The organism is Bradyrhizobium sp. sGM-13 (genome assembly GCF_018398875.1).
In the GTDB taxonomy this organism is placed as follows: Bacteria; Pseudomonadota; Alphaproteobacteria; order Rhizobiales; family Xanthobacteraceae; genus Bradyrhizobium.
The window spans coordinates 1-22,441 of sequence record NZ_JAGWDK010000036.1 but is presented as its reverse complement, the minus strand read 5'-3'; the positions used below and the strand labels follow the sequence as shown (position 1 = coordinate 22,441).

Sequence of the window (22,441 nt, the reverse complement as noted above, 5' to 3'; positions counted from 1 at the left end):
CCCAGCCACAGTCGATCGCCTTGGGCGAGCGGTAACAAGCCGGGGATCGAGTTTTTCAATTCTAAGCGATTAGCCCGGTCCGGGGAATCGGGAATCGACCTGATTTCGGTTGTTGTCAGCGAACAGGGCGCCGTCCGCTCTGGTGCGATCCCGACAGAACAAGTCGGCGACGCGCTCACACGATGACCAGGCCGGACACTATTTCACTTAACCCTGGGTGGTAAGCGGTGTAAGATTAACATTCCTCGACCACTCGGTGACAACTGGGCAATCGGGAGGAAGCTGGCATGCCTGATACCGTCAGCAATGAAGTTGGTCGAACACGCGTTAAGATGCGCAGCGGAAACAATGACTCCAAAGCCGAGAATGACGTCGAGGTCGAAAGTAAGAGGCACCACAAGGAAGAACCCGTAAGTCGCTCGGTGCTTGAGAAAGTCGCGAACAAAGCTGCCGAGACGGGGCGGCTCGATCTAACAGAGATTCCTACCCCACTTGCCGCTGCCGACATCGCAACATCAGTTCAGGATTTTCATTCTGCAGCGAGTGTGTTGATGTCAATGCAGATGCCTTATCCAATGGTGCATATTTCGGCGATTGGATGGGCGCCGCTCGATCTTCCCAATTCTGTGCCTGAGGAGCGCCGATCATTTGCGTCTCCAGCCGATATTGTCGGTTTCGCCCGAGAAGCACCGGGCGCATTTGCCAAAACTGAGATGCTCCTCACCACGATGCCTGTACCCCAGGCACGCCGATCCTTTGCGGCCCTGCTGGTCGACTTCTTACGAGTGCGCGTGGATGCGGCCATGGGATTGCGCGTACTCAGTGGTGGAGAGAATTTACGCTGCGGAGTCCCTGAAGTTCCCGGTTTGGACGTTACCGTCCATAACCTTCAAACGGGCCTTAGAATCATTGCCGCAAAAGCCTATTTCCCGGACGTCCGTCGTGTGTTCGGCAACTCGTTGTCTACACCCGTTAGTGGCTACTTGCCGCCGGGTAAATACATCTTTGGTGCCGATGGACCGAACCGTCCTCTCGTCTTGGACGACACGGTGCCCTATGAAATCCCACCCAATAACATCATCCACATGGTGCGGCCATGAGTGACTATGCCGTTTTGGGCCAAGTTGTTGGTACGGCTGGTGTGATCATTGCGGCCGGGGGGGCGATAACCCTCGCATTCAAAGGTCGGGAGCGATGGGAGCCTGTGGAGGAGGATATTCCTCGAGCACCTGCGAAGGTCGCTGGACTCCTGGCTGCGGTGTTCATCGTGGTGATCTTCGTCTTGACCAGGGGGCGACGCGACATCGACTGGTTGCTGTCCCTATTGATCATTTGCGGCGTGGCGACAGTCATCGGGCTATTCCTATACGTTTGGCTAATTCAGACGCAGATGTTCACGGCCATAATAGCAGTGGATGCCCGTAGGACTCGTAGCACCAAGGTCATCGGTGGCTTATCCCTCACCTCCAATGCGCGCGCCGCGTTAGCGAAGAAGCAAGGCCCCAAAACGATTCAGCAACTCTTTGAAGGTGCTGCCTACGACAAGGATCTTGTGTGGACGAGGTCTTCACAGGCCTTGGCAAAATTGCTGTTTCTTGCGGCATTTCTGATGCTGCAGGTCTTCGGCAGCTTGTCCCTTGCTACGGCCGCGATACTCCTAATGGGGTGATGAATCAGCCCAGTGGAGGCTAATGCCCCCTCTTGCTATAATTTGTGCGAGCCTCCGATTTCGTCCTTTCGATACCGTGAAGCAGCTCGGAATGCGCTGCTAAAGATCGCGCGGACGGATCAGGAGTGATATTGGTGGCGAGCAAGTCTGGCCTGTCGCGCCAGAACGACAGCGGACGAAGTCCTGCCCGCGCCGTTCCGATTGAGGCCGCGAAGGTCCGCAACGAGGTATTCGCGACGGGACCGGGCCAGCAACAAGTCCGGCAATGTCCCTTATGTCGCCGGAAGCGGAAGGAAGTTCAGAGCATTAGCGGCACGGCCACGGGAGCACTGAAGTGTAGTGGTATAGTGGCATCGTTCGTTTGATCGCTTTCTGTCTGCTCGTGAACAGCGTCTTTCTGTAACGTTCTTTCGATTTGGGTCCTTCCAGGGCCGCCCCCCTTGCGGGTGACGCGCGACCCCTCAACAATCCTAGATGCAAGATGATAAACTTAGGTTGTTGTTTATAAAGTTGACTGATTAAAGTTGAAGCATCGCCTACCAAACATTTCGCCCTTCTTGCTGATGTGCGCTTAGGGACGGCCTTCCGAGATATTCGCCGCGACGCCCTCAACCTGCTTTTCAAGCTCGTGGGCTTCTGCAATTCCGACCGCGACGAGCTGGCCAAGGACGCGGTCGATGCGCACTCTCTGTGGATGGGCGGGACCCAAGAGAGCCGGGTCCTCAAGCACGACGGCCTCGAACCACGCGACGACCTTCCGACCGACCCCGAGCGTACCCCAAACGCTGGTGTCAGAGCGCAATCGGTCGAACCAAGCCTCAACTGCCGCGAGCAAGAAGTCCAAGTGTCTTGCTCGCGGCGTGACCATCAGCATGTTCATCGTACACAGGGCGACGAAGCTCGTTGGCCCACCTGACAAGAGTGGGCGCATCGGCTCAAGTAGCGGGTCCAGCCTATCAGCGACCGCCGGTACGAGATAGCTGCGCGTACCCAGGAACGGGTCATGTGTATTAAGGAAGATTTTCGCGACGACGCCCCCCGTATCGTAGTCGATCGACAGGTCGCCCGGCGCATAGTTGTATTGCCAACGCCTCAATAACATCGCTCGGGTCGCTATCCGCGTGCGCAGCTCCACCGGCAACTGCGGCGCCCGCGATGCTTCGTTGAAGTAGAGGACATCGGCGGCATGCAGGAGTGTCTCGGCGACATGACAGAAGGACTTGTCCGGGAGGTTCATGACCTGCCCAATGAGACCATCAAAATATTGTGGCTCCGCATCCATCAACGCCTTGGCGAACAGCGCATAGAACTCCGCGTTCCATTCGCTGGGTAAGTGGTCCACCTCGGCGTTCGCTGGCAGCCTTGATCCGTTTATTCTGCTGCTCCAGCCGGAGTAAGCTCCGACGATTTCGGCAGCCCAGCCGACGCTCTTGCCGGCAGGCTCGTTGAGCAACCGAAGCCATTTCGCCGCTGACTGGCTTTCGAGATGAATCGTTGCGGCGCCGTCGACCATCTCCTCGGCAAAGTCCTCGTCAATCTCCGGCTCCGTTTCTCCGGGAAGTCGAATCCGATGTGAGTTTCTTAAGACCGGTTTCTCGTCCGGAAAAGCCGGCCACGCCGGCTCCACGCCACCGTCAAGCCAATCGATCTCTGCAGCTACGGCTGCTCTTGCGGTTGCCTCACGCTCCTTCTCGAAGCGCTGCTGCACGGTCTCGTCCTCATCGTAGGGATGCCAGCGCCGGACGCATCCAGTCAACGCCGTGCGCATTGCTGCCTTTAGCAGCCTAGCATCCTTGCCCACAATCATGGAAACTGCTGCGGTAAATGCCGGCACTGCAGCTCCATCTCTGCGCGTGGCAATCGAGACCAACGCGTCGCGATCTGCTTTTAGATTTCGCCTGCGCCAGAGATTGAGGAGTGCGAGGGTCCCGAGCGCCGGGCGGTTATAACGCAGGTTCTTGCGGGAGCCGGAATAGCGGTCAGCTTCCTCCGCTAGCGACAGTCTGATGACTTCCCGTACCCATACCTCATGTGCATCAAGAAGGTCATCGGCGCCATCACGAGCGACAAGAAGCGCGGTTGCGATCAATCGGGTCGATCGGGACTTCAATGAGTCAGTATCACTACCGTCCGGCAGCATGCCGCTGGCATGCTCGACGGCGTCCCGCGCCGTCTCTGGCGTCGCATGCTCCGTGCCATCGATAGCAAGCCCAATGCGTGCTTCCATCTCGCTTTCGCGTACTAGGCGCACTCGGCGAGCATTGAGCCCCTCAAGGTGCGCGGCTTCAACCGATGGCGATCGATAAATATAGCCTCCTTCAACCTTCTCCCAATTCTCGATATTCAGAACGTTCTGCGCGTAGCGCCCCATGAACTCCGGCGTAGCGAAATCAGCGTGTTCATCATACGGCTCAAGCAGTTCGACTGCGGCACGTAAACGATCTCTCAACTTCTGCGCCTCGATATCGGTGGAGATGAAGTATTGTAGCACGTCCTCAAGCGATGCATTGCGCGACGGCTTGGCCTGCAAGTCCGCAAGCGTCACGGTCCCAGAGGGCTCGTCGCCTATCACGAAGCCCCCGCGACCTGTTCCATCAAGGGCCCGGCGCTGCCGTTCGATGGCAAGAAGCTCGGGGCTGGCGAGGAAGGGCACCAAGGCCGATCGCGTCGCCGGGAAATGGGATAGCAAAACATCTACGGCAACTAGTAGGTACGCCGCGCAACTACCAACAGGGCCGAGAACGTCCCAGAGAACCGCTTCAACTGGCTCACCCGAGTCCAGACGACGATGCCCCCACGCCTCAAGTGCCTTGAGGCCAGAGGCTGCCGAATACTCGCGCGCTTGGTCACGGGACCAAAAATAGGTCTGGGTCCAGGGAAAGAAGCGCGGACCGTCATCGAATACAACCGTGAACCCGTTCTTGCCGGCCTCTCTCGCGTCACTGTGAGAGTCTACCGCTGCGCTCACGAGGCGCCGCACCAGCGCGAGTCCGTGCTCGGGCGACGCGAGCAGGAGATTCAAGAACGGCGGCTGAGCCGGCGAAGCCGGCAGGTAGTCGCTGTCGGCATAGCTGAAGGCCCGATCACCCGCTGCGCCATAACGAGACTTATGGCCTCGCCTCTCGATGAGGCTATTGACTATCAGATCGGCCAATTCAGCCGGAGCAGCCGAGACTAACGTTGTACTGAACTGCCGTATCGCCTTAACTTTGTAAGTGTCACGCTCCGGGTCGATTTCGTGGAGGTAGGCTTTGGCCTCGTCCGGCGAATGCACGGACAACAGAAGTGCCATAGTTCGGAGATCTTCAACCATTCGACGTCGAACGTCGCTGTCCAATCGCCCAGCGGTCAGATCGGTCGGGATCGTGACTGTCGCATTTCGCACGTCGAGTTGACGCAGCCAATTGAACAGCATGGTCGCGGTTGGCGACGCCAGCCGCGGCATCGCCAAGATCAACTGCATCTGAATCTGGATGAGATTGACGACGGCATCGATCGCCTGGATCGGTATACTATTCGCGTGAGTCAACACCCAATAGAGCAGCTTGTAACCTGATCCGGTCGTGTTAGTGCGCAGCGACTTTGGGAGTGGTTTGTCGGTCACTACCTGCATCGAGGCATAGAACTCGGCTGTCGATATAGTCTCCACGGCACCGATCGCCGTGACGAGTTCAACGAAGAGCGCGCCACCACGCCTGAGCAACTCTTCGCTGGCCCTATCCAGAAGGTCTTTGGCAGCTTCGGAGCGAACTATCGCGAGTAGTCCGTGCCTCCGCCAAGAGCTATGCGCTCCCGCCGGAGACAATCGGTCGAGCAGGTTTAACCATTGGGAGCCGTCGCTCGACGTCTCTAAAGCAAAACGCGCGGCAAACTCGATACCACGCGCGACCCGCGGCGAGGCCGGCACGGTAAGATCCACGCGCGAAAGCCTTGCGTGATCCTCGTGGATAAGATGTCCAATCGCCCAATCTCGCAGGACATCGTGATAGAATCCTAATTGATCGCGACGGACTTCGGTAAGCGTCAGCGATCTGGTGAGATGCGAGCGAGCAGCAGAGTCCTCAGTTAACTCCATGAGAGAACCGCCGGCTAAGCTGATCTCCGCGAGATTGGCGATAATGCGCTGGCCAGCCCTTATGGATACGCTGGCCGAGTTGTCTGCGGTAGACCACCATTGGCTCGCAAGCGCTGCCTCCGTCCGGAACTCGCCGGACGCCGGTACTTTGAGAAGCCGCGATAGCCTATAGAGGTTGCGTGCGATGTTGCCGGCTGGATGTCCTGGCGCGAGGATCGACCGCAGTTCGGGTGCTTTCTCCGACAGAGCCTTCACCTCCTCGTCGGTTAGCTCGCCGACAGCAACGGAATGGACCCCGCCGAACGATTCGATCACATCCTCCGCCATCCAGTCCCCTGCACCGACATCGTCATTGGCACGTGTGGTTGTGAGAACTAGAAAGCCTGGAATGGCTGCCGCATCGCGCAGAAGCTCGTTAACGGTGCGTTGCCGACCAAGATCGGCGAACATCTCCACGCTGTCGATGACAATCAGGCTACCGCCGCTGGCGGCCAAGTCGTTGAAAAAATCTCTTGCTGGGCCGGGAACGCCTAACGCCTGTGCAAACCCGAGCCATCCTCCAGTTGGGGTCGAGACCGGATCGAGAACGATCAGTTGGCCCTCTCGCCCGAAGCGCTCAGCTACCAGTCTCAGGACGCCCGATTTGCCTACGCCTGGCCCTCCGCGCAATTGTACGAATCTATGCACATCGAACGCCTCGTTTATGCCTGCGATCGCTTGATGGCGGGAAAGGTTAATTCCCCCTACTGTTGTTCCAATGCCGGCTAGCGTCATCCTAGCCAAGTCCGCCAACCGAGCGCGTGCCGATCGATAGTCTCGATCTCCTGCAAGACGGTAGCCGCGCTCCACAAGCTTTAAGCGCAGGTCATCTCGGCTGGTCGAACCTCCGACTTTACCGATGGCGATCGAAAGCTCAATGAGGTCACTCCAAAGGCTCTCCGCGCGCGAGACATCCTCATCCGCTAGCACCTGCCTCGCCAGCGCCAGAGCATGGAGGCGCGCAAGTGGCGCCGTCGATTCGAAGTCGAAAACGAGGATCGCGAAGCGTCGGATAAACTTCCAAACGACATCGTTATCATCGATTACACCTGCGGCGAGAAGATTCGCCTTAAACGTTGCGACGAAAGTGCGCATCGGATCGCTTCCAATGCCTTTGGCCTCAATTCTCTCAAAGAAATCGCCGCTGCTTTCCGCTGCGCGTGCCCAGATCAGAACGTCCTGATAGGGGCCCGTGATAGACTTGCTCTGTCGTTGCGTCGCAACAGCCAGTAGATGCCTGTCCTCCGGCACGTTCCTCGATCGGCTGCGAGCGACCTGCGCCACCACTTCTGCGAACGTCGCATCCTTTGGGGAGAAGGTGATATCTCGCTTGGACTGAATTTCGATTAGCGCGTCGCCGCCCGAACCAACCCCTTCGAGAATCAGGTCATCCATTGCGAAGCCCTGATCGACACCCTGGAAGCGCACGCCGGTTATCTTCGCACCCGGCATTCCTCGAGCTTCCGTGCCGGCCAGCATAGCCAGGAGATAGTAGGCACCGAGCTCGCCCTCAATGTAAACTCCAGCGCCGCCGCGGGAGGCTGGGCTGGACCCTCTCGCGCTATCCTTTTCTTCTGCCATAGGTTGAATGTGAGAGCCGGCCGACCGTCTGTCAATGGATCGGCACCTTTAGCCCGCGCTGCTCCGACTGAGAGGACATGCTCGAAACGATTCGTTTGGTGTCGTTAGCAAATCTGTAGATGCGGTGCTACGACCAGAGCCCGCTGACCTGACCACAGTTAAAGCCATGCATTTTGACGAGCTTTGGGTCCTTCCGGGGCGCTCCCCCATGCGGGTGACGCGCGACCGCCTCATTTTTCTAGGCGCGAAAAAATTGAGGTCGGTTGTTGTTCTCGGATCGTCTTGCGCCTGTGATGCGGGGCCACGTGCAAAGGCGATTGCAATGGGCTGTATCGGAATCGCTCTTTCCCTGATCTTTGAGGCGGTTCAATCGCCTCAGGATACTGCCGATGCCCGCTCCCCCGCTTTATCCCGCCGAATTTCGAACTGCGCTAATTTCCCCCGCCCCGCGAAAGGGTCGCAAAAATCCCCGCACCGTTACGATGCCCGAGCACGTCGGGCCGCATGTGAAGCTGGTCTTTGCCGAGATGGCGCGGCAGCGCATGACGTATGACTCGCTGGAAGAGCGAAGTGGGGTCCGCCGGGCCACTACGAAGGCGTGGCGACGTAAGAACCGGCCCGGCCTGGAAAGCCTTGAAGCTGCGCTGGCAACGCTTGGGTTCGGCTTTTGTCCGGTCCCCTCGCTCGAAGCGCTACCCGCCGAACTCGCTGGCGAACTCACGGCCCTCGCGCTCAAGCTGCGAATGAATATCCCGCAGACGTGGGCCGCACTGATCGACATCGGCGTTGAGCAAAAGCTACTCCGCATGCGCGCCGACGAACGCGCTGCTGTGCTGGCTGAGCATGACACGCGTCGATTACGCCACGACAACGATAACACTCCGCAACAGCGAGCCGGCGAAAGCGCAGCCTCAACGATTTAGGGCGTGGATTCGAAGAAGTTCCGGCAAGTCCATTGTTGTGGCCAGTTTGGGAATCAATCACGAGAGTCCGGCCAAACGCAACGATCCTGGCTCTCAACGATAAGCAGGCCGAGTACCTGAAGGTCCGCCGGTGGATCAAGGAAGCGGCCTCGGCTGGCGTGACCAGTTCGGCACTCAATAAGATGGTGAACGACGAGTTCGACCTGCGCCGCCTGAACGACACCACGCAACAACTCCTTGAGTCAAAGCAGATCGAGCAGCGGTTCGCTTCGACGCCGCCGTCGCATCGGTGGTTCGCGCTATGAAGAACCCCGTGCTGGCGAAGATGCGCGACATCGAGCTTTAGGGCATGTCGGCTTCTGACGGCCAAGCGGAAAGCTTCTGATCGGTTACAGCATTACCGCTCGTGACCCTTTTCGGACATCCCGCGATGGCAGCTATTACGCACAACTTAACGCAAAATCACACGTTGAGCCCGCCGAATTAAGCAAGCGCACTCCGTTGAGCAGAGTGAAACCGATCGAAAATGCCACAACGTTTACGGAACGATCCGAACGCGCGGTCATCAGCAGCCGAGTGGACGACGAACCAAGGAACAACTCCCGCCTAAGGGTTTATCTATAAACTCATTGATTACCGAGTGGTCACCCCCGAAAATTTGACGTGGCTTGCGGAACACAGAGTTCTCGCCTCCAAAGATCTGCTCAGGTTTGTTAATCACCGAGTTCGGGCCGCCTGTCGCTTCGCGAAGTTTGCCCAACGCGACGACGATTTCGTTGTTGGCTCCAGGACCATGCAAAACATCATTGAAAGCATTGGTGTACGCTTTGACAATGGTATTGTTCGGACCGTAGCAGCTTCCGCCAGTGAAGCACTTTGTGAGTTCCCTCAACGTAAGACGTCCGGCGGTGCATCCTGCAAAACTGAAGGGTTCACCACCTGATTGTACGGCGCACTCTGCAGCAATGCGCCATTCCTCGTTCATTTGGGATCCTGCCGCACACAGCGCGAAGTTCGTTGCTCCCCCCTGGCTGGTCGCAGCGCACGCAGCGTAGCGCGCGACCTCGGGAGGCAACACCGTCGATGCCGCACAGGCTGCGAGCTTGCTGCTATCGGAGGCTTGTGCCGCACACGCGAGCACGGCGCGAGCCTTTGGGTCTTTGATTAAGAAGTCGCTGCAATTGGTAATGAGGGAACTCGCATCCCGGCCCCCTTGGACACACGCTACGGCCTGAGCAGCAGCCTTGTACTCGGGCCTGTCGCCTAGGAGGCAAGACACCATCTTGTCCTTTCCGCCCTTAGCGCACTCTGCGATCTTCTTAGCGTCCCCGTCCAAAACGGTCGTGAAGCACGATGCAGCGGCTGTCTTGTCGACAGCATTAGCCGCACAGGAAGCAACAGCTATTTTGTCCGCCATTTGCGGATTTGATTTGCTGAGGCAATCAAGTGCGACAGCTGCTTGACCTGAGGCGCTGGAAAGACACTTGGCCAGCTCCCGCTGAGCAGGGTCAGCGCCGACCAGCAAGCAATCGACCTTGGCATTTGCCGATGCACTGATGGCGCACTTTTGAACATCTTGGACCTTGGCCCAAGGTAGGCTCTCGGTGCATTCGGAAAATGCTGCGGTGCCGCCCCCCTTGGCCGACATGCATTCAGTCACTGAAAGCAGCTCTTTTGAAACCTGTTTGCTTAGGCAAAGGGCTTTGCCTTTGTCCTCCGTTATTGTGCCGCAATCCGTCAAAGGTTTCATCGACTCATGAATCATTCTAGGTGCGACGCACTCAACAGTCGCTGACCCAGTGCCTTTGCATTCCTCGATATCCCTACGGTTCGGGACCGAAAGGACGTACTTCATTTCGATTGAAAGCTTCGTATTGAGATTGTCCGGACCGAGCGCGTTGTTAACAACTGAGCTTGCATTGATCCTATCATCGATGACTGGACAATCGGCTTGAAGGAAACACAACGTCAGTATACGTGGGGTGACCCAGACACCAGCACAGGCGTACATGTCGGCGACGGTTTCGTTGCCAGCTTTGTAGCAGGCAATGACGTTCTTGGCAGTATCAGAATGGAGGGATGTCTGGGAGTCGCTCTCGGGCTCATTCGGAGTCAAAGATTGCGAAAGTCGAGTAATGCGAGCCTGGTAGACGCGGGCTAGGCAAGGCCGCGCCCGTTGCGCAGATTGATCGGTGACCCATTCTATTACGCGCACGCCGCATTTTGCGCCGCGGGATCTCCACCATGAGTTTTGCTCTTCTAGTAGCGCCTGTCGCTTCGCTCCTTTTGCCCGAGAGAGGGCCTCCTCATGGAGCGCACCTACTCTTTTATGAAGTGCGCGCAAGCGTCGGTCCTTGCAGTCCATTATATCAACTGGAAATACACCGAAGCACCACGGATTTGTAGCAGCGCTTACCCTCGAAGTGCCACAAGCGAGTCCGACGGCAATCATGAAAAAGAACACGATGGTGCGCATACTCACACCTCGCAAGTTCATACAAGCACCAGAAATTACCTCAATGTAACACACAGACCTTAGTGTCACAATATTTGAACAATCAACGGTAGTGTCTCAGACGGCATAAACGACCGCGGCGCCGGATGCTGGCGGTTCAGCATGTGGCTACGATCCAACATATATCGACCGTCCCCACGTCAGCACCCATTCCGCTTGTTTGCAGTAACTATTCCGTTCTTGTCCCCAAGCAGAACAGCGCTTAAGCCGCTGTCATGTCGGCTGATAGAGGGATACTGTTGCAAAAGTCGAAAGTTGCAGGGCTCACGATTTTTCGCGAAAACACTAAGCGGCGAGCGTTCGCTGATTCGTATGACCTCAATCGCGTTACCGAAGTCGCCTGTGAATTTTGCGTGAGGCCGTGAGGTCCCTCACATCTTGTACACGAAAGTCGCGCCCACGGCCCGCAGAATTTTGGCCATCGGCGAAAATCGACTTTTGCAACACAATCAGAGGCAGACCGGACGCCGGCCCATGCTCGCCTCCACTGCCCCTTGAGACCTTAGCAGATGAAGAAGATGGCACCATCAACAAGTGTGTTGGTCGCGAGTCGCAGCTCGATGGCGGATCGGTGTTAGCGCAATCCGCCATGTCACGACGATTGTAGAAAAGTGGCGGATCACGCTTCACTGATCCGCCAGACTGCCTGCCAGTAAAAGTGCAGAACAGGCGGTGACTTACCATCACACACCACGAGACAGCCATAGATACGTTGTGCCATCTCTGAGCCTCTCAATAGCTCGGCGAGCGACGAGGTGGTCGATGTCACTGGGTGTCAGGCCGATATCCGCCAGCTCTCTGTCACTCAGGTTGTGCAAACTCTCGGCTTGGCGCCGTTTTCTGAACGCACGCCAATATCCCTGGAGCAAACTCAAGACGCTCCGCGTCGATGCGACTGGTGGTCCAGCCGCTTCCTTTTCCGAGGAAGCGTCTCTCAGCGCCGCGACGGAGGCATCGGGGCACGCCTCGGCCAAAGCATTGCCCGGGGCGTCTTTCACCAAAGCGATGGCGAGGTCGAGGCGGAGCCCTGCGGCATCGCGCCCGGTCTCGGATGTGAGGTTCGTCTGCTGGGGTGACATCGGATGCTCCTGCTGTTGTGCCGGCAGGGAGCGTGACCAAACAAAAGGCCCCGTCCGATGCCGGCGGGGCCTGGTAAAAAGATCGCGTCGTCAAATCCTAGCGCACGACTCCTTCCACGGCCCAGCGAGAGCGGGTTACGTTTTTACGGGTCCACGATGCGCACGACGTTTTCATCACGAAGCGTAGTTACCACGGAGATCGCGCAAAATCAGGGGGTGTGCCGGTGCTACTCGCACCCTAGAGGCGAGCTGGCTTGACCCGACGCGAAGTCTGCCTTGTATCGGTAAGGGATACCGAAACGGGCCTGACGACTTTGAGCAGATTGCGCACATTACTCGCGTCACTATCGCTCTGACAAAGCAAAAACAAAGTTCAGCGGGGCGCTTCGGCGGCCGAACCCCTTGTGACTTTTGCTAGAGGTCGAAATGTCTGAAACTTTTCTCTCCCGACGCAAGATCGCATCGCGCGGCGGTTTCTCGCCGAATACGCTCAAAAACTATGCCGAACGCGGGATTGGCCCTGAGTTCGTGAAGGTCGGTGGCTCTTGCCGCTACAGCGTAGCCGCATTTGACGCATGGCTTGCGCAACACAAGGTCGGAGCCGCCCAATGAGCCGCGCCAGACTTCTTGCGGACCTTAAGGCTGCGACTACCGACCTCGCAGCGGCGCGCCGAGCGCTCGCTGATGAACAGTTCCGTGCGCGGCATGGCATGGCGCACAATCTCATATTCGCAGCGCACGTTGAGCACACGACTTACCATCGCTGGCTTCGCATCGGCGAAGCTCTCGCCAACTATCGCTGATCACCCCCCGCCCCCGCACCATTACGAAGGCTAACCGGCAATGAATATTCTGAATCACCTCTTCGGAAAGAAAGCTCCCACTTCCCTGGCCATCGCTGCCGAGATCGAAAAGGCGCGCGCTGAGCACGTCGCCGCTGTCGCCAAGCGCGGGGCCGCACTGGCTGGGCTTTCGACCATGAATGATGCCGAACACATCAAGGCCGAGGCCGAGTACCAGGCACAACGTCGCGCCGCCGACCGCGCCGAGGCTCGTGTTGCCGACCTCGAAGAAGCGCATGCCGAAGCGCTCGCGGCAGAGGCGGAAGTCGAGAAGCAGGCCGAAGCCGAGCGCTTTCGTGCTCGCGTTGAAGCCGCCCGCAAGGCGGTCGAGGTTGAAGCCGCCACTCTTCTTCGCTCCTACGATGAACACGCCGCTGCGATTGCGGATGTGCTCACGCGTCTTGACGCGATGAACGCCGAAGCTAACGCGGTCAACGAGCTTGGCCGACACACGCCGGGCTTCGAGCCTGTACGCAACACCGATGTTGCGCACCGCAAGCAGCCCGACCGGCAGGCAAGTGAACAGCGCGAGAAGCGGCTGTGCTGGGTCTTTAAGTACCCTGCCAGCCCGCCCGACACCGAACGGGTGAAGTATCAAGCGGAGGCCGCACGCGAAGCGGTAGTCGAAGCGACTATCAGTCCTGACACGGGCAAGGCAATCCCCGTTACGCCGGAGCGCCATAACTATTTTGGCCGAGAGCTTATCCTTAAACCGGTGCTCGAAGTGCGCGAGATTGTTGTCGAGCGGACTAACTTCAGGCCCGGACGCATCGAGCATCCTCTGTCTGAAATCCATTTGCCGCCCGGCTTCGCTATGGGCAAATCGCACTGGCCGCGCGAGCAGTGACGCGTGGGGCGCTTAAAGTCGCCTTGCACCATCTCGTCGAAATTAGCGGGCTGGTGTGCGGCAAGTCACGTTACGCGGAAGGTCGCCGTCGTGCGGAGGAAGCGCGGTCGTGACATGACCCATGCTGATCTTGGTGCTGCGCTATCGAAAATAACCATCACGCGCACGCCTGACGTCGGCTTGTCAGCCAATAGCGGCGCAATAGCGGACGTCGTAGGAAGTCGCAGAAGTGCCAAAAAGAGACTCATCACCGCAGCAACTAATCGGTCTTTATGAGCGGATTTTGCCCGACGCAATATCAAGAACCGCACTCAGCGATAAGATAGCAGAAACAAGCCGTCGCCGGGTTGAGAGCGGCGACGGCTTTTCTTTACGCGCTCGGCCTGTGTAACCGGGTGGCTTGAATATCCATTGACCACAGTGTGAGTCTCAAATCCTCTCCATGGTCACCGGCTAGGTGCGTCATCCCCGCACGTAGCCACCAATTCACGGAACGGGCTGGCTACGCCGATGTACCGTGCCTGGGCCCGGTTCTGCTCACGCATTTAGGGTCGCATCGACAACGACACGCCAAGCTTGGCCGCCATCACGGAGGTAGCGCCCGGAGTCCTTTTCAGCGACTTGGATATCTTAGTAACTCCGACTCTCGCCTTCGCCATTGTCTTTAATTGCTTCACGTCCGCTTTGGTCCACTCGCGACGAACAATCTTCTTAGCCCTAGCCATTTTTGCTCCGGTTTTTGTAAAGCGGGTCTTGTGAGGCATGACAATGGCAATCGCATGACCAGGCGGTTCGCGTGCACAATCAAACTGGAATAATCAAATGAAGCACTCACGCATCTGCGCGTGTGGCTATCGCGTGGCTGGTGGTGCGCTATGTGCATATGTCAGCGGCGTAGGCAGGCAGGTCGGCCCAGCGCTAGAGGTTATGGCACGGATTGGCAAGCCCTGCGCGCCTCTACTTCGCATACGCCCTGCACGGGCTGCTCACGGCCTTGGAAGGCAGGTTACCACTTCGACCATAAGCTGGCCGCAAAACTGGCGGCACCGATGACGCGAGAAATCTTCATTGGCTCTGTCACCCGTGCCACTCACGTAAGACGGCAAAGCATGATGGTGGCTTTGGTCACCCCGTGCAACGCGTTCTCTTTTAGGAGGCTTCACACTCGAAGAGTATTTTATCGTCCGCGTCCGCAACGATTACCAAACTCGACTGCGAAAACTGGCCGCCTTTTTTTAGTTCATCAGCGACGACTTGGGCCATGCGTTTTGCGCTCTCAAGAGTTGGTAGGTTACATCAGGATGGAGTTCTGAACCGTCAAAGATATGAAAAAAGTATCGCATCTGCTGGCCGCATTAATTCAGGCGACCGGTGACATCCAGTGACAAATAAGTAAGCAACTTCTGACTCAGATTGACGTGCGTCCAGATCATCACTCACGAAACTGTCAAGTCTATTACAGAACGGTAAGTATCCGGCCTCCTCAAGAGGATTACAGTTTGTAAATCAGTTCGAGGGGCCGCCCCGTGGATTCAAGGAAGCGATTCTTAGCTTTGGAAACCATGTGCCGCGAGCGTGCTCAAATCGCTAAGAAAGAATTTGAGTACTGGCTAGCCGAAGCTGATGAATGGGCACGGTACAAAGACTCCTCTGATCCATTGACGGAGGATATCCCGGTCCAACTCGACTGGTGTCCGGGACATCGCTAAAGCTACTCAGACATTTGGATCACAGGGTGTCGCGTAAGGTGGGCGGATCGTTGATGCAAGCAACCTGCACTGTTGTGCTGGTCATGCCATTCAAAGAAGACCGCGGGGCGTGATAATGGTTTTGGCGACCCCCGCACGGCCTCGAAAAACTTTCACTAAGGGCTGCCTGACCGCATTCTTTCTGCTCTTAGCAGAACGAAGTAACTCGTCCAATTTTCGCAACGCTAGGAAACTCTGCAAACGGGTCGCATCAAAAATCACATCGACCGATCTGTCCAAACTTCAGACCATATCCTCGGGATCAGCGTAGCGAACGAAGTCGTCGCAGAAAATTTGAAAGGCAAAGCAGTGTTCGATGCATCCGCAAATCGTTGCAATCTTAGCTGATTGCTCGCTCGTGATCTTCTCCAGGCGCTATTGGTGTCGGGCGACCCGGCGAGAGCTTTCCTGCGCGAGCCGCAAGCTTGGTCGCTTGATCGGCAAGAATGTCTCGCCGGTCGGCGAGCATCAGCAACATCTTTTCACGCTTGGGCACTTCTTCTCTGATCTGAGTGGAAAGATTGGCTATTCCTTCGATTGCCCCCTTGATGTGAGGGTCCCAAAGCATAGCTGCACCCTCGATGGGCACTGATTTCAATGTCGTTTCCTCGAACAAGACATCGCCTATCCGTTGCAGGCGATTTACGACCGTCATCACTCGGGGACCATAACCAAAGGGAGCGCTGGCTGCGCTCTGGCTCAACGCATCGACGCCAATTCGGCGGGCATGGAGCAGCGCCTTGGTCCAACCATCGATTGTCCCCTGCGGGAATTGCGCAACCAACCTTCCGAGATAACCGGAAGCCGTCTTCAGTGTGTCGATGTCGTAACCAAGCTGGTCGACTTCGGCGTTGGCCCGGAGGAAGTTCGCCTGAGCCAATTCGGCCTGCGCTTCGCGGATTTGGTTTTGCTGAATCGCCATCTGATCCCGAGCAAGAGAGATCTGGTTTTGAGCGAGAGCGATCTGGCGCTGGGACAGGACGAAAGCTCGCCAGCCGATGCCGACTGTGACAACCCAGCCGATGATTGCGACAAAGAGGTTCAGAATCTCTGCGCCCCCGATATTTTGCCAGAGCGGCCCCCAAAGTCCTGTCCACATCGTGATCGCGAAGATCAGTACGATTGCGGCGGCGGACGCCATCCCGGCAAAGCGCTCAAAGTTCAAGGTCTCGCCCCCTTCCCGCAAGATAGCATACTCAGCCTTGACGCAATGTCTTTAACGCTTAGCGGCGGACCTTAAACGTGATGCTGGTAAAGGGCGGGTTGGCAAGCCTCTCGTTGGAGAGGTTATTCTTTGCTTCCTGAATAAGCACTTCGTCGGGTGTCCGCGCGGTGGGGACCTGGCCAACTGGACAAAGGAAGTCATATGTGCGGATTAGTTTGCCGTCGCGAAAGCAGTCTACATATGCTGCGGTGCCGTCCTTCATGGCGTGCCCTATCAATGGTTGACGTGTTGCAGGGGCGCCAGTTTAGATCAGGACTTTAGCGTCCGCCATCCGCTACAGCGCGCGCGGTCTCCTTCAGTCTATTACGATGACGTGCTGCTCGCCGTCCATACACACGACACCTTCAGGCTGATCGTTTTTGAATTGGTTACGACGGGTTTTGGCCTAAATTGCTTGCTCAGTTTTGCGCTTTCCTGCGCTAAAGCTTCTTCTCTGGATCAGACTTGCGATCGACCGTAAACGTAAAGATATCATCCTTCGTTTCGGTCCGGGGCACGCCCTGCGGCGCTCCTTCGCCCCGCTCGATCGCATCGAGCACTGGCCCTAGATGTTCCATTACCTTGTTGTTGATCTCCGGCGTCAACTTGATCGGATTTCTGGCGTGCTCTCGCCAACCTGGCTCAAATCGATCGTACAGTCTGCTCGTGAGGTAGTCGCCTTCGAGCGGCGGGTATGCCGCGTACTGCATCGCTCCCGCTGCCCGGACCTCTTCGGGGAGCGCTCGGTAGTACGCATTGAGCTTAGCCAAATCGTCTTTTAGCAGTTGGCCTGGCACAAAGGTCTGATCTTCGCCCATGAACAACGGCGCGATTGACGCATGTAAGCGGTCGAACGAGGTGAACACCCTACAGAATGGCAAATAGAAGAGGTAGGCCATGTCATTGCGGTTCGAGGTGCGCACCGCGTCGATCTTCCCTGTCGCAATCGCCAAGTGAAAGAAAATCTCACAGCGGAACACATAGTCGGCGTAGGGCGCAAAGTCCCTCAACGCCGGACCGCCTTGCTCCTTCCAACGCTTCAAGATTGCAGGTCGGTAGCTCTCCGGAATGTTCAGCGCGTCCAGCGCGGCCTTGAAGACCATATACCGCCGACCATTCGCCAGCGCTATGTCATCTGCCGCAGCTTTCACCGCCGCGAAGTCCGAGAACTTTAACACCCCGCGCGCCTGCCCTGCTTTCCGAATAGCCGTCAGGTCGAGTTTTTCGAGCGCCTCGCGCCACGCCCTGGCATAGTCTCGCTCGACACCGAAGAAATCGCCTTTTCGCCACCGCCTCACGGCGGCGCTTTCCGGCATCTCGCCGTAATAGCTTGCGACGCGGCCTCCTGCTTCAACGATTTGCCCTTCAGGAATGACCGGCACCCGGATCATCTCGACCGGATGCCCCAACAGATCGCCCAGCACCAATGTCGCGTGGTGGACATTCGGAAACGCGCCGAGCTGAGGCACCTTCGCCGATATCTTGGCAACTACATCCTCTGCCGTTCTACCTTCCGGTGGAGGTTTATGGAGATCAGCCAGCACCTCGGTCAGGAAGATCGGGACGACGTTCGCCCGATAATGGATTCCCAACCAGAACGCCTGATCCGCATTGAGACCCTGGATCGTCGATTTGTCGCAGATGATGATCATGATGCAAGGTGGGGGTGGGAGGCTTCCCTATTAACGGAGTTCCAGTATCACGCTTGCTGAACAACAAATGCGGTAGCTGGGCTGGCACTCGAAGAAGATGCAGGCAACCCAGTCTTTTAAGTTGAGGTAGCAGGCAAATTGGTGGGGCTTGAAGTGGGGCTCAGGAGCATTCGAAAATCTACCGCGCGTGGCGGCAGCTGATTTTCCTACCTAAGCCATTGAAATTATTGGTGGGGAAGGAAGGACTCGAACCTTCGAAGCCATACGGCGGCTGATTTACAGTCAGCTCCCTTTGCCACTCGGGACACTTCCCCGTCCGACAACGTCACCGAACCGGCCGCCCGAGTGGCGGAGGACCGGACCCAAGGATGACGCTGAGGCCGAAAGCCCGTTTCGAACCGGCTACGACCGGCGCGTTTATGGGCGAAGCGGGATGGCAAAGTCAACCAACGCCGCCCACCAAAAATAGGTTCGATCAGGCCAAATTGCCATATTCGGGCCCCCGTGACACAAGCTCCCCATGAGCGATCGCGACCGAAAACCGCCGTTCCGCCGCGGCGGCGGCAAACCCTTCGAAAAAGGGCGGAAATTCGCCCGTCCGCCGGGCCGGCGCGACCGGGAAACAAGCTCCGACGGGCCGGCGATTCTCTATGGCTGGCACACGGTCTCGGCTGCTCTAGCCAACCCGGAACGGCGGATCCGCAAGCTGTTCCTGACCGAAAATGCCGCCCGGCGGCTGGCGGACGAGAATATCGACACCCGCGTTGCTCCGGAAATCGTCCGGCCGAACGCGATCGACCAGCGGCTCGGGCCGGACGCCGTGCACCAGGGGCTGTTGGCCGAGGCCGATCCCCTGCCCTCGCCTGATATCGACACGCTGCCGCAGGACGGCATCGTGCTGGTGCTCGACCAGATCACCGATCCGCACAATGTCGGCGCCATCATGCGCTCGGCGGCGGCCTTTGCGGTGAAAGCGATCGTCACCACCGCCCGCCACAGCCCGGAAGCAACCGGCGTGCTGGCGAAATCCGCCTCCGGCGCGTTGGAGCTGGTGCCGCTGGTCACGGTGCAAAATCTCGCCCGCGCGCTCACCGAACTGAACGACCGCGGCTTCTTCACGGTCGGCCTCGACAGTGAGGGGACCGAGGACCTCGCCGCCGTGCCGTTGCAACAACCGCTAGCGCTGGTGCTGGGCGCCGAAGGCAAGGGCCTGCGGCAGCTGACCCGCGAAACCTGCCGCGCGGTGGCGCGGCTCGACATGCCCGGCGAGATCAAGAGCCTGAACGTCTCGAACGCCGCGGTGCTGGCGCTCTATATCGGCGCGAGCCGGCTCGGACTGATGAAATGAACAACGCCCGCTCGCGGGAAGCAAACGGGCGCTGAAGGCTTCAGTTATCGATCAGATCAGTAGTAGCGGCGCAGCACGGGGCGGCCATGGTAATAACGCCCCGTGTAACGGTATCCGTTCCGGTGGTAGTAGCGCTGCGCGCGATAGCCGTAGTACGAACGGTTGTAGCCATAGCCGTAACCGGAGATCGCGCCTTCGCGATAGACCGGATAAGGCGCAAAATTGCCTGGACCAGTATAAGTCGGGCCCTGGTTGACGTAGTAATACTGCTGCTCCGGATCAGGCAGACGCTCGCGGATCCAGCCGCAGGGGCCGCAGCCGGCATAGCCGTAGGTTACGGCCGGCGCGACATAGACCGGCGCTGCGCAAGGGACGTAACCGCAGGCCATCGCGGGTGCGGCGGCCATGACGGCCACTGCCGCGATCAATGCTTTAAGTATGTGACGCATTACTCTCTCCTGTTCGTATTTGCTTGGTCTTCTTAGCGTGGAAGCTGATGCGGCCATCGCCTGTCATCGCGCGGCGCGTAGATGATTTCGGGTGGATCGACGGGCACGTTGGACTGCGCCGGCAGCGGTGCCGACTGCGCCGACCAGGACTGATGGTAGCTCTCGGCCGGTTGCGGCAACCTTCGATTCGCCGGCGGCTCGATTTCCAGGCGCCCGTAACCGGGCATGCGGCCGGCGCTCGGATAGTAATGACCAACGCGCGGGACCGGATCGACATAGCGGCCGCCGTAGACAGTCGGCTCGACATGGGTGCCCTTGCCGAGGCCCCAGTCACCCTCGACCACCGCATAGGATGCATCGACACCGTTGATGATGACGGGAACGCCGGGACGGCCCGGAATCACGATCTCGAAGCCGCCGCCGGCAAAGGCGGTCGAATTCGTCGCGACGAAAAGTGCCAGTGTGACGCCGATGCGCATCGCTTGGGATCCGGTTTCTACCGTCCCAATTTAATCCAACATGCCGGTTCAGGGGTTAAGGCCATCGGCCAAATTGCCGGTAAGGCTAACGCGCAACCGTGGATCGCCATTCAATTGCGAGAAATGGCGCTATCGAAACGTTAACGCCTCGGGGGCCGCCCGCTCGATTGTCATTTGCGCTGGCATATCGCACCATCCAGCCCGCTCCCAACGCCAGCCGAAATGCCTGAGATGACAGCCAAAACGCCTGCAAAGAACGTGCTCTGGATCATGTGCGACCAGCTTCGCTACGATTATCTCGGCTGTACCGGACACCCTGTGCTGAAGACGCCGAACATCGATGCGATGGCCAGACGCGGCGTGTTGTTCTCCAACGCCTATGTGCAGTCGCCGATCTGCGGCCCGTCGCGGATGTCGTTCTATACCGGCCGCTACATGCGCTCGCACGGCTCGCACTGGAACGGCTGGCCGCTGCGCGTCGGCGAACCGACGCTCGGCGATCACTTAAAGAAGATCGGCGTCCGCAACGTGCTGGTCGGCAAGACGCACATGGCGCCCGATCTCGAAGGACTGAAGAGCCTCGGCATCCCCGCCGACTCGATCATCGGCGTGCATGTGTCGGAATGCGGGTTCGAGCCTTATGAGCGCGACGACGGCCTGCATCCGACGGGACGGCCGCGCCCGGCCTACGACAATTATCTGCGCCAGCATGGCTATGACGCGCCCAATCCCTGGGAGCACTGGGCCAATTCCGGCGCGGCCGAGGACGGCAGCCTGCAGAACGGCTGGCTTTTGGTTCACGCCGACAAGGCCGCCCGCGTGCCCGACGAGCACTCCGAGACGCCCTATATGACGCGGCGCGCCATGGAGTTCATCGCGGAAGCCGAGGACGACGGCCGTCCCTGGTGCCTGCATCTGTCCTACATCAAGCCGCACTGGCCCTACATCGCGCCGGAGCCCTACGCCAGCATGTATGGGCCGCAGGACGTGCAGCCGGTGATCCGGTCGCAGGAGGAGCGCGCCAACGCACATCCGGTGTTCGCCGCCTATATGGACATGCGCTATTCGCGCAACATGTCGCGCAACGAGGCGCGCGAGAAGGTCATCCCGACCTATATGGGCCTGATCAAGCAGATCGACGACCAGATGGGCGTGTTGATGCAGTTCCTTGAGAGCCGCGGCCTGCTCGACAACAGCATGATCGTGTTCACGTCGGACCATGGCGACTATCTCGGCGATCACTGGATGGGCGAGAAGGATCTGTTCCACGAACAATCGGCGAAAATCCCGCTGATCGTGATCGATCCCTCGCCTGCCGCCGACGCCACGCGCGGCACGGTCAGCGATGCGCTGGTCGAGGCGATCGACCTGGCGCCGACCTTCATCGACTATTTCGGCGCCACGCCGCCGGATCATATCCTGGAAGGACATTCGCTGGTGCCGCTGCTGCATGGCGCGCCGCCTGCCGATTGGCGCAAGGTGGTGTTCTCGGAATACGACTACGCCATGCAGGACGTCCGCGTGATGCTGAACCAGCCGATCGAGCGCTGCCGGCTGTTCATGGTGTTCGACGGCCGCTGGAAATACATTCACGCCTCCGGCTTCCGCCCGATGCTCTACGACCTCAAAACCGATCCGCAGGAATTTTGCGATCACGGCGCCGACCCGGCCTGCGCCGACATCGTGGCGCGGCTGCAAGCCGAGCTGTTCGATTGGGCGCTACACCCGAAGATGCACATCACCACGCCGAATGCGAAAATCGCCGCCTATGCAGCCCAGCAACTGCAGGTCAAGAACGGCGTGCTGATCGGCATCTGGGACGAGGCCGAGCTCGGCGCCATCAGGGAGAAGATCGGGATCAAGACTTGAGAAGAAAGCGGTCGCTATCGCCCTAGTCTAGTTTCTGTCGCGAAAAACATTTCGCCCTTTAAAATGAGGGTTATTTCGCGATTTTCGAGCACGTTTTTTCTTGCGGCGTACATGTGCATGGT

Annotated in this window: 16 protein-coding genes, 1 tRNA gene and 1 pseudogene; 10 read left to right on the top strand and 8 right to left on the bottom strand. The window is 58.3% G+C overall.

Annotated elements, in window-relative coordinates:
• Window positions 1-287: 287 nt before the first annotated feature.
• Together KJQ96_RS32685 and KJQ96_RS32680 are read left to right on the top strand one after the other, a co-directional pair.
• Window positions 288-1,100 carry a hypothetical protein gene (locus tag KJQ96_RS32685; RefSeq protein ID WP_213290450.1) on the top strand — a complete coding sequence of 271 codons (813 nt, stop codon included), beginning with the start codon at window positions 288-290 and terminating at the stop codon, window positions 1,098-1,100.
• Window positions 1,097-1,669: a hypothetical protein gene (locus tag KJQ96_RS32680; RefSeq protein WP_213290449.1), complete on the top strand. Its 573-nt coding sequence runs from the start codon at window positions 1,097-1,099 to the stop codon at window positions 1,667-1,669. The genes KJQ96_RS32685 and KJQ96_RS32680 overlap by 4 nt, the downstream gene beginning before the upstream one ends.
• 571 nt (window positions 1,670-2,240) lie before the next feature.
• Here KJQ96_RS32680 and KJQ96_RS32675 read toward each other — a convergent pair.
• Window positions 2,241-7,235, bottom strand: a complete 4,995-nt coding sequence (locus KJQ96_RS32675) for a hypothetical protein (protein ID WP_213290448.1) — start codon at window positions 7,233-7,235, stop codon at window positions 2,241-2,243.
• Between the two features lie 611 nt (window positions 7,236-7,846).
• On the opposite strand from KJQ96_RS32675, the gene KJQ96_RS32670 reads away from it, so the two are divergent.
• On the top strand, window positions 7,847-8,287 hold the full coding sequence (locus KJQ96_RS32670) for a hypothetical protein (RefSeq protein ID WP_213290447.1): 441 nt from the start codon (window positions 7,847-7,849) through the stop codon (window positions 8,285-8,287).
• A gap of 32 nt (window positions 8,288-8,319) precedes the next feature.
• Window positions 8,320-8,592, top strand: a complete 273-nt coding sequence (locus KJQ96_RS32665; RefSeq protein ID WP_213290446.1) for a hypothetical protein — start codon at window positions 8,320-8,322, stop codon at window positions 8,590-8,592.
• 260 nt (window positions 8,593-8,852) lie between these two features.
• Here the strand turns inward: KJQ96_RS32665 and KJQ96_RS32660 are convergent, their stop codons facing one another.
• Window positions 8,853-10,763, bottom strand: coding sequence for a hypothetical protein (locus KJQ96_RS32660; RefSeq protein ID WP_213290445.1), 1,911 nt, complete (start codon window positions 10,761-10,763; stop codon window positions 8,853-8,855).
• Between the two features lie 722 nt (window positions 10,764-11,485).
• Window positions 11,486-11,881, bottom strand: a complete 396-nt coding sequence (locus KJQ96_RS32655) for a DUF1127 domain-containing protein (protein ID WP_213290444.1) — start codon at window positions 11,879-11,881, stop codon at window positions 11,486-11,488.
• Between the two features lie 426 nt (window positions 11,882-12,307).
• On the opposite strand from KJQ96_RS32655, the gene KJQ96_RS32650 reads away from it, so the two are divergent.
• The 4 genes and pseudogenes from KJQ96_RS32650 to KJQ96_RS42240 all read left to right on the top strand — a co-directional run.
• Complete coding sequence (locus KJQ96_RS32650) at window positions 12,308-12,493, top strand: AlpA family transcriptional regulator (protein WP_213290443.1); 186 nt, start codon at window positions 12,308-12,310, stop codon at window positions 12,491-12,493.
• Window positions 12,490-12,684: a hypothetical protein gene (locus tag KJQ96_RS32645; RefSeq protein ID WP_213290442.1), complete on the top strand. Its 195-nt coding sequence runs from the start codon at window positions 12,490-12,492 to the stop codon at window positions 12,682-12,684. Before KJQ96_RS32650 ends, KJQ96_RS32645 begins: the two co-directional genes overlap by 4 nt.
• Before the next feature lie 40 nt (window positions 12,685-12,724).
• Complete coding sequence (locus KJQ96_RS32640) at window positions 12,725-13,570, top strand: hypothetical protein (RefSeq protein WP_213290441.1); 846 nt, start codon at window positions 12,725-12,727, stop codon at window positions 13,568-13,570.
• Window positions 13,571-14,612: 1,042 nt separating this feature from the next.
• Window positions 14,613-14,723 (top strand): annotated as a pseudogene (locus tag KJQ96_RS42240) (hypothetical protein); the annotation flags it as partial.
• Window positions 14,724-15,658: 935 nt separating this feature from the next.
• Here KJQ96_RS42240 and KJQ96_RS32630 read toward each other — a convergent pair.
• The 3 genes from KJQ96_RS32630 to KJQ96_RS32620 form a co-directional block, all read right to left on the bottom strand.
• Window positions 15,659-16,483 (bottom strand): hypothetical protein, encoded by an 825-nt coding sequence (locus KJQ96_RS32630; RefSeq protein ID WP_213290440.1) that lies wholly within the window; start codon window positions 16,481-16,483, stop codon window positions 15,659-15,661.
• A gap of 479 nt (window positions 16,484-16,962) precedes the next feature.
• Window positions 16,963-18,174 carry a hypothetical protein gene (locus tag KJQ96_RS32625; RefSeq protein WP_213290439.1) on the bottom strand — a complete coding sequence of 404 codons (1,212 nt, stop codon included), beginning with the start codon at window positions 18,172-18,174 and terminating at the stop codon, window positions 16,963-16,965.
• 228 nt (window positions 18,175-18,402) lie between these two features.
• Window positions 18,403-18,488 (bottom strand) — tRNA-Tyr (locus KJQ96_RS32620).
• A 206-nt stretch (window positions 18,489-18,694) separates the two neighbouring features.
• On the opposite strand from KJQ96_RS32620, the gene rlmB reads away from it, so the two are divergent.
• Complete coding sequence (rlmB, locus tag KJQ96_RS32615; RefSeq protein WP_213290438.1) at window positions 18,695-19,522, top strand: 23S rRNA (guanosine(2251)-2'-O)-methyltransferase RlmB; 828 nt, start codon at window positions 18,695-18,697, stop codon at window positions 19,520-19,522.
• Window positions 19,523-19,578: 56 nt separating this feature from the next.
• Here rlmB and KJQ96_RS32610 read toward each other — a convergent pair whose 3' ends face one another.
• Both KJQ96_RS32610 and KJQ96_RS32605 read right to left on the bottom strand, forming a co-directional pair.
• Complete coding sequence (locus tag KJQ96_RS32610) at window positions 19,579-19,971, bottom strand: hypothetical protein (RefSeq protein WP_213290437.1); 393 nt, start codon at window positions 19,969-19,971, stop codon at window positions 19,579-19,581.
• A gap of 32 nt (window positions 19,972-20,003) precedes the next feature.
• Window positions 20,004-20,450 carry a hypothetical protein gene (locus tag KJQ96_RS32605; protein WP_213290436.1) on the bottom strand — a complete coding sequence of 149 codons (447 nt, stop codon included), beginning with the start codon at window positions 20,448-20,450 and terminating at the stop codon, window positions 20,004-20,006.
• 231 nt (window positions 20,451-20,681) lie between these two features.
• Here KJQ96_RS32605 and KJQ96_RS32600 point away from each other — a divergent pair, with 231 nt between their 5' ends.
• Window positions 20,682-22,319, top strand: a complete 1,638-nt coding sequence (locus tag KJQ96_RS32600; RefSeq protein ID WP_213290435.1) for an alkaline phosphatase family protein — start codon at window positions 20,682-20,684, stop codon at window positions 22,317-22,319.
• Window positions 22,320-22,441: the final 122 nt, after the last annotated feature.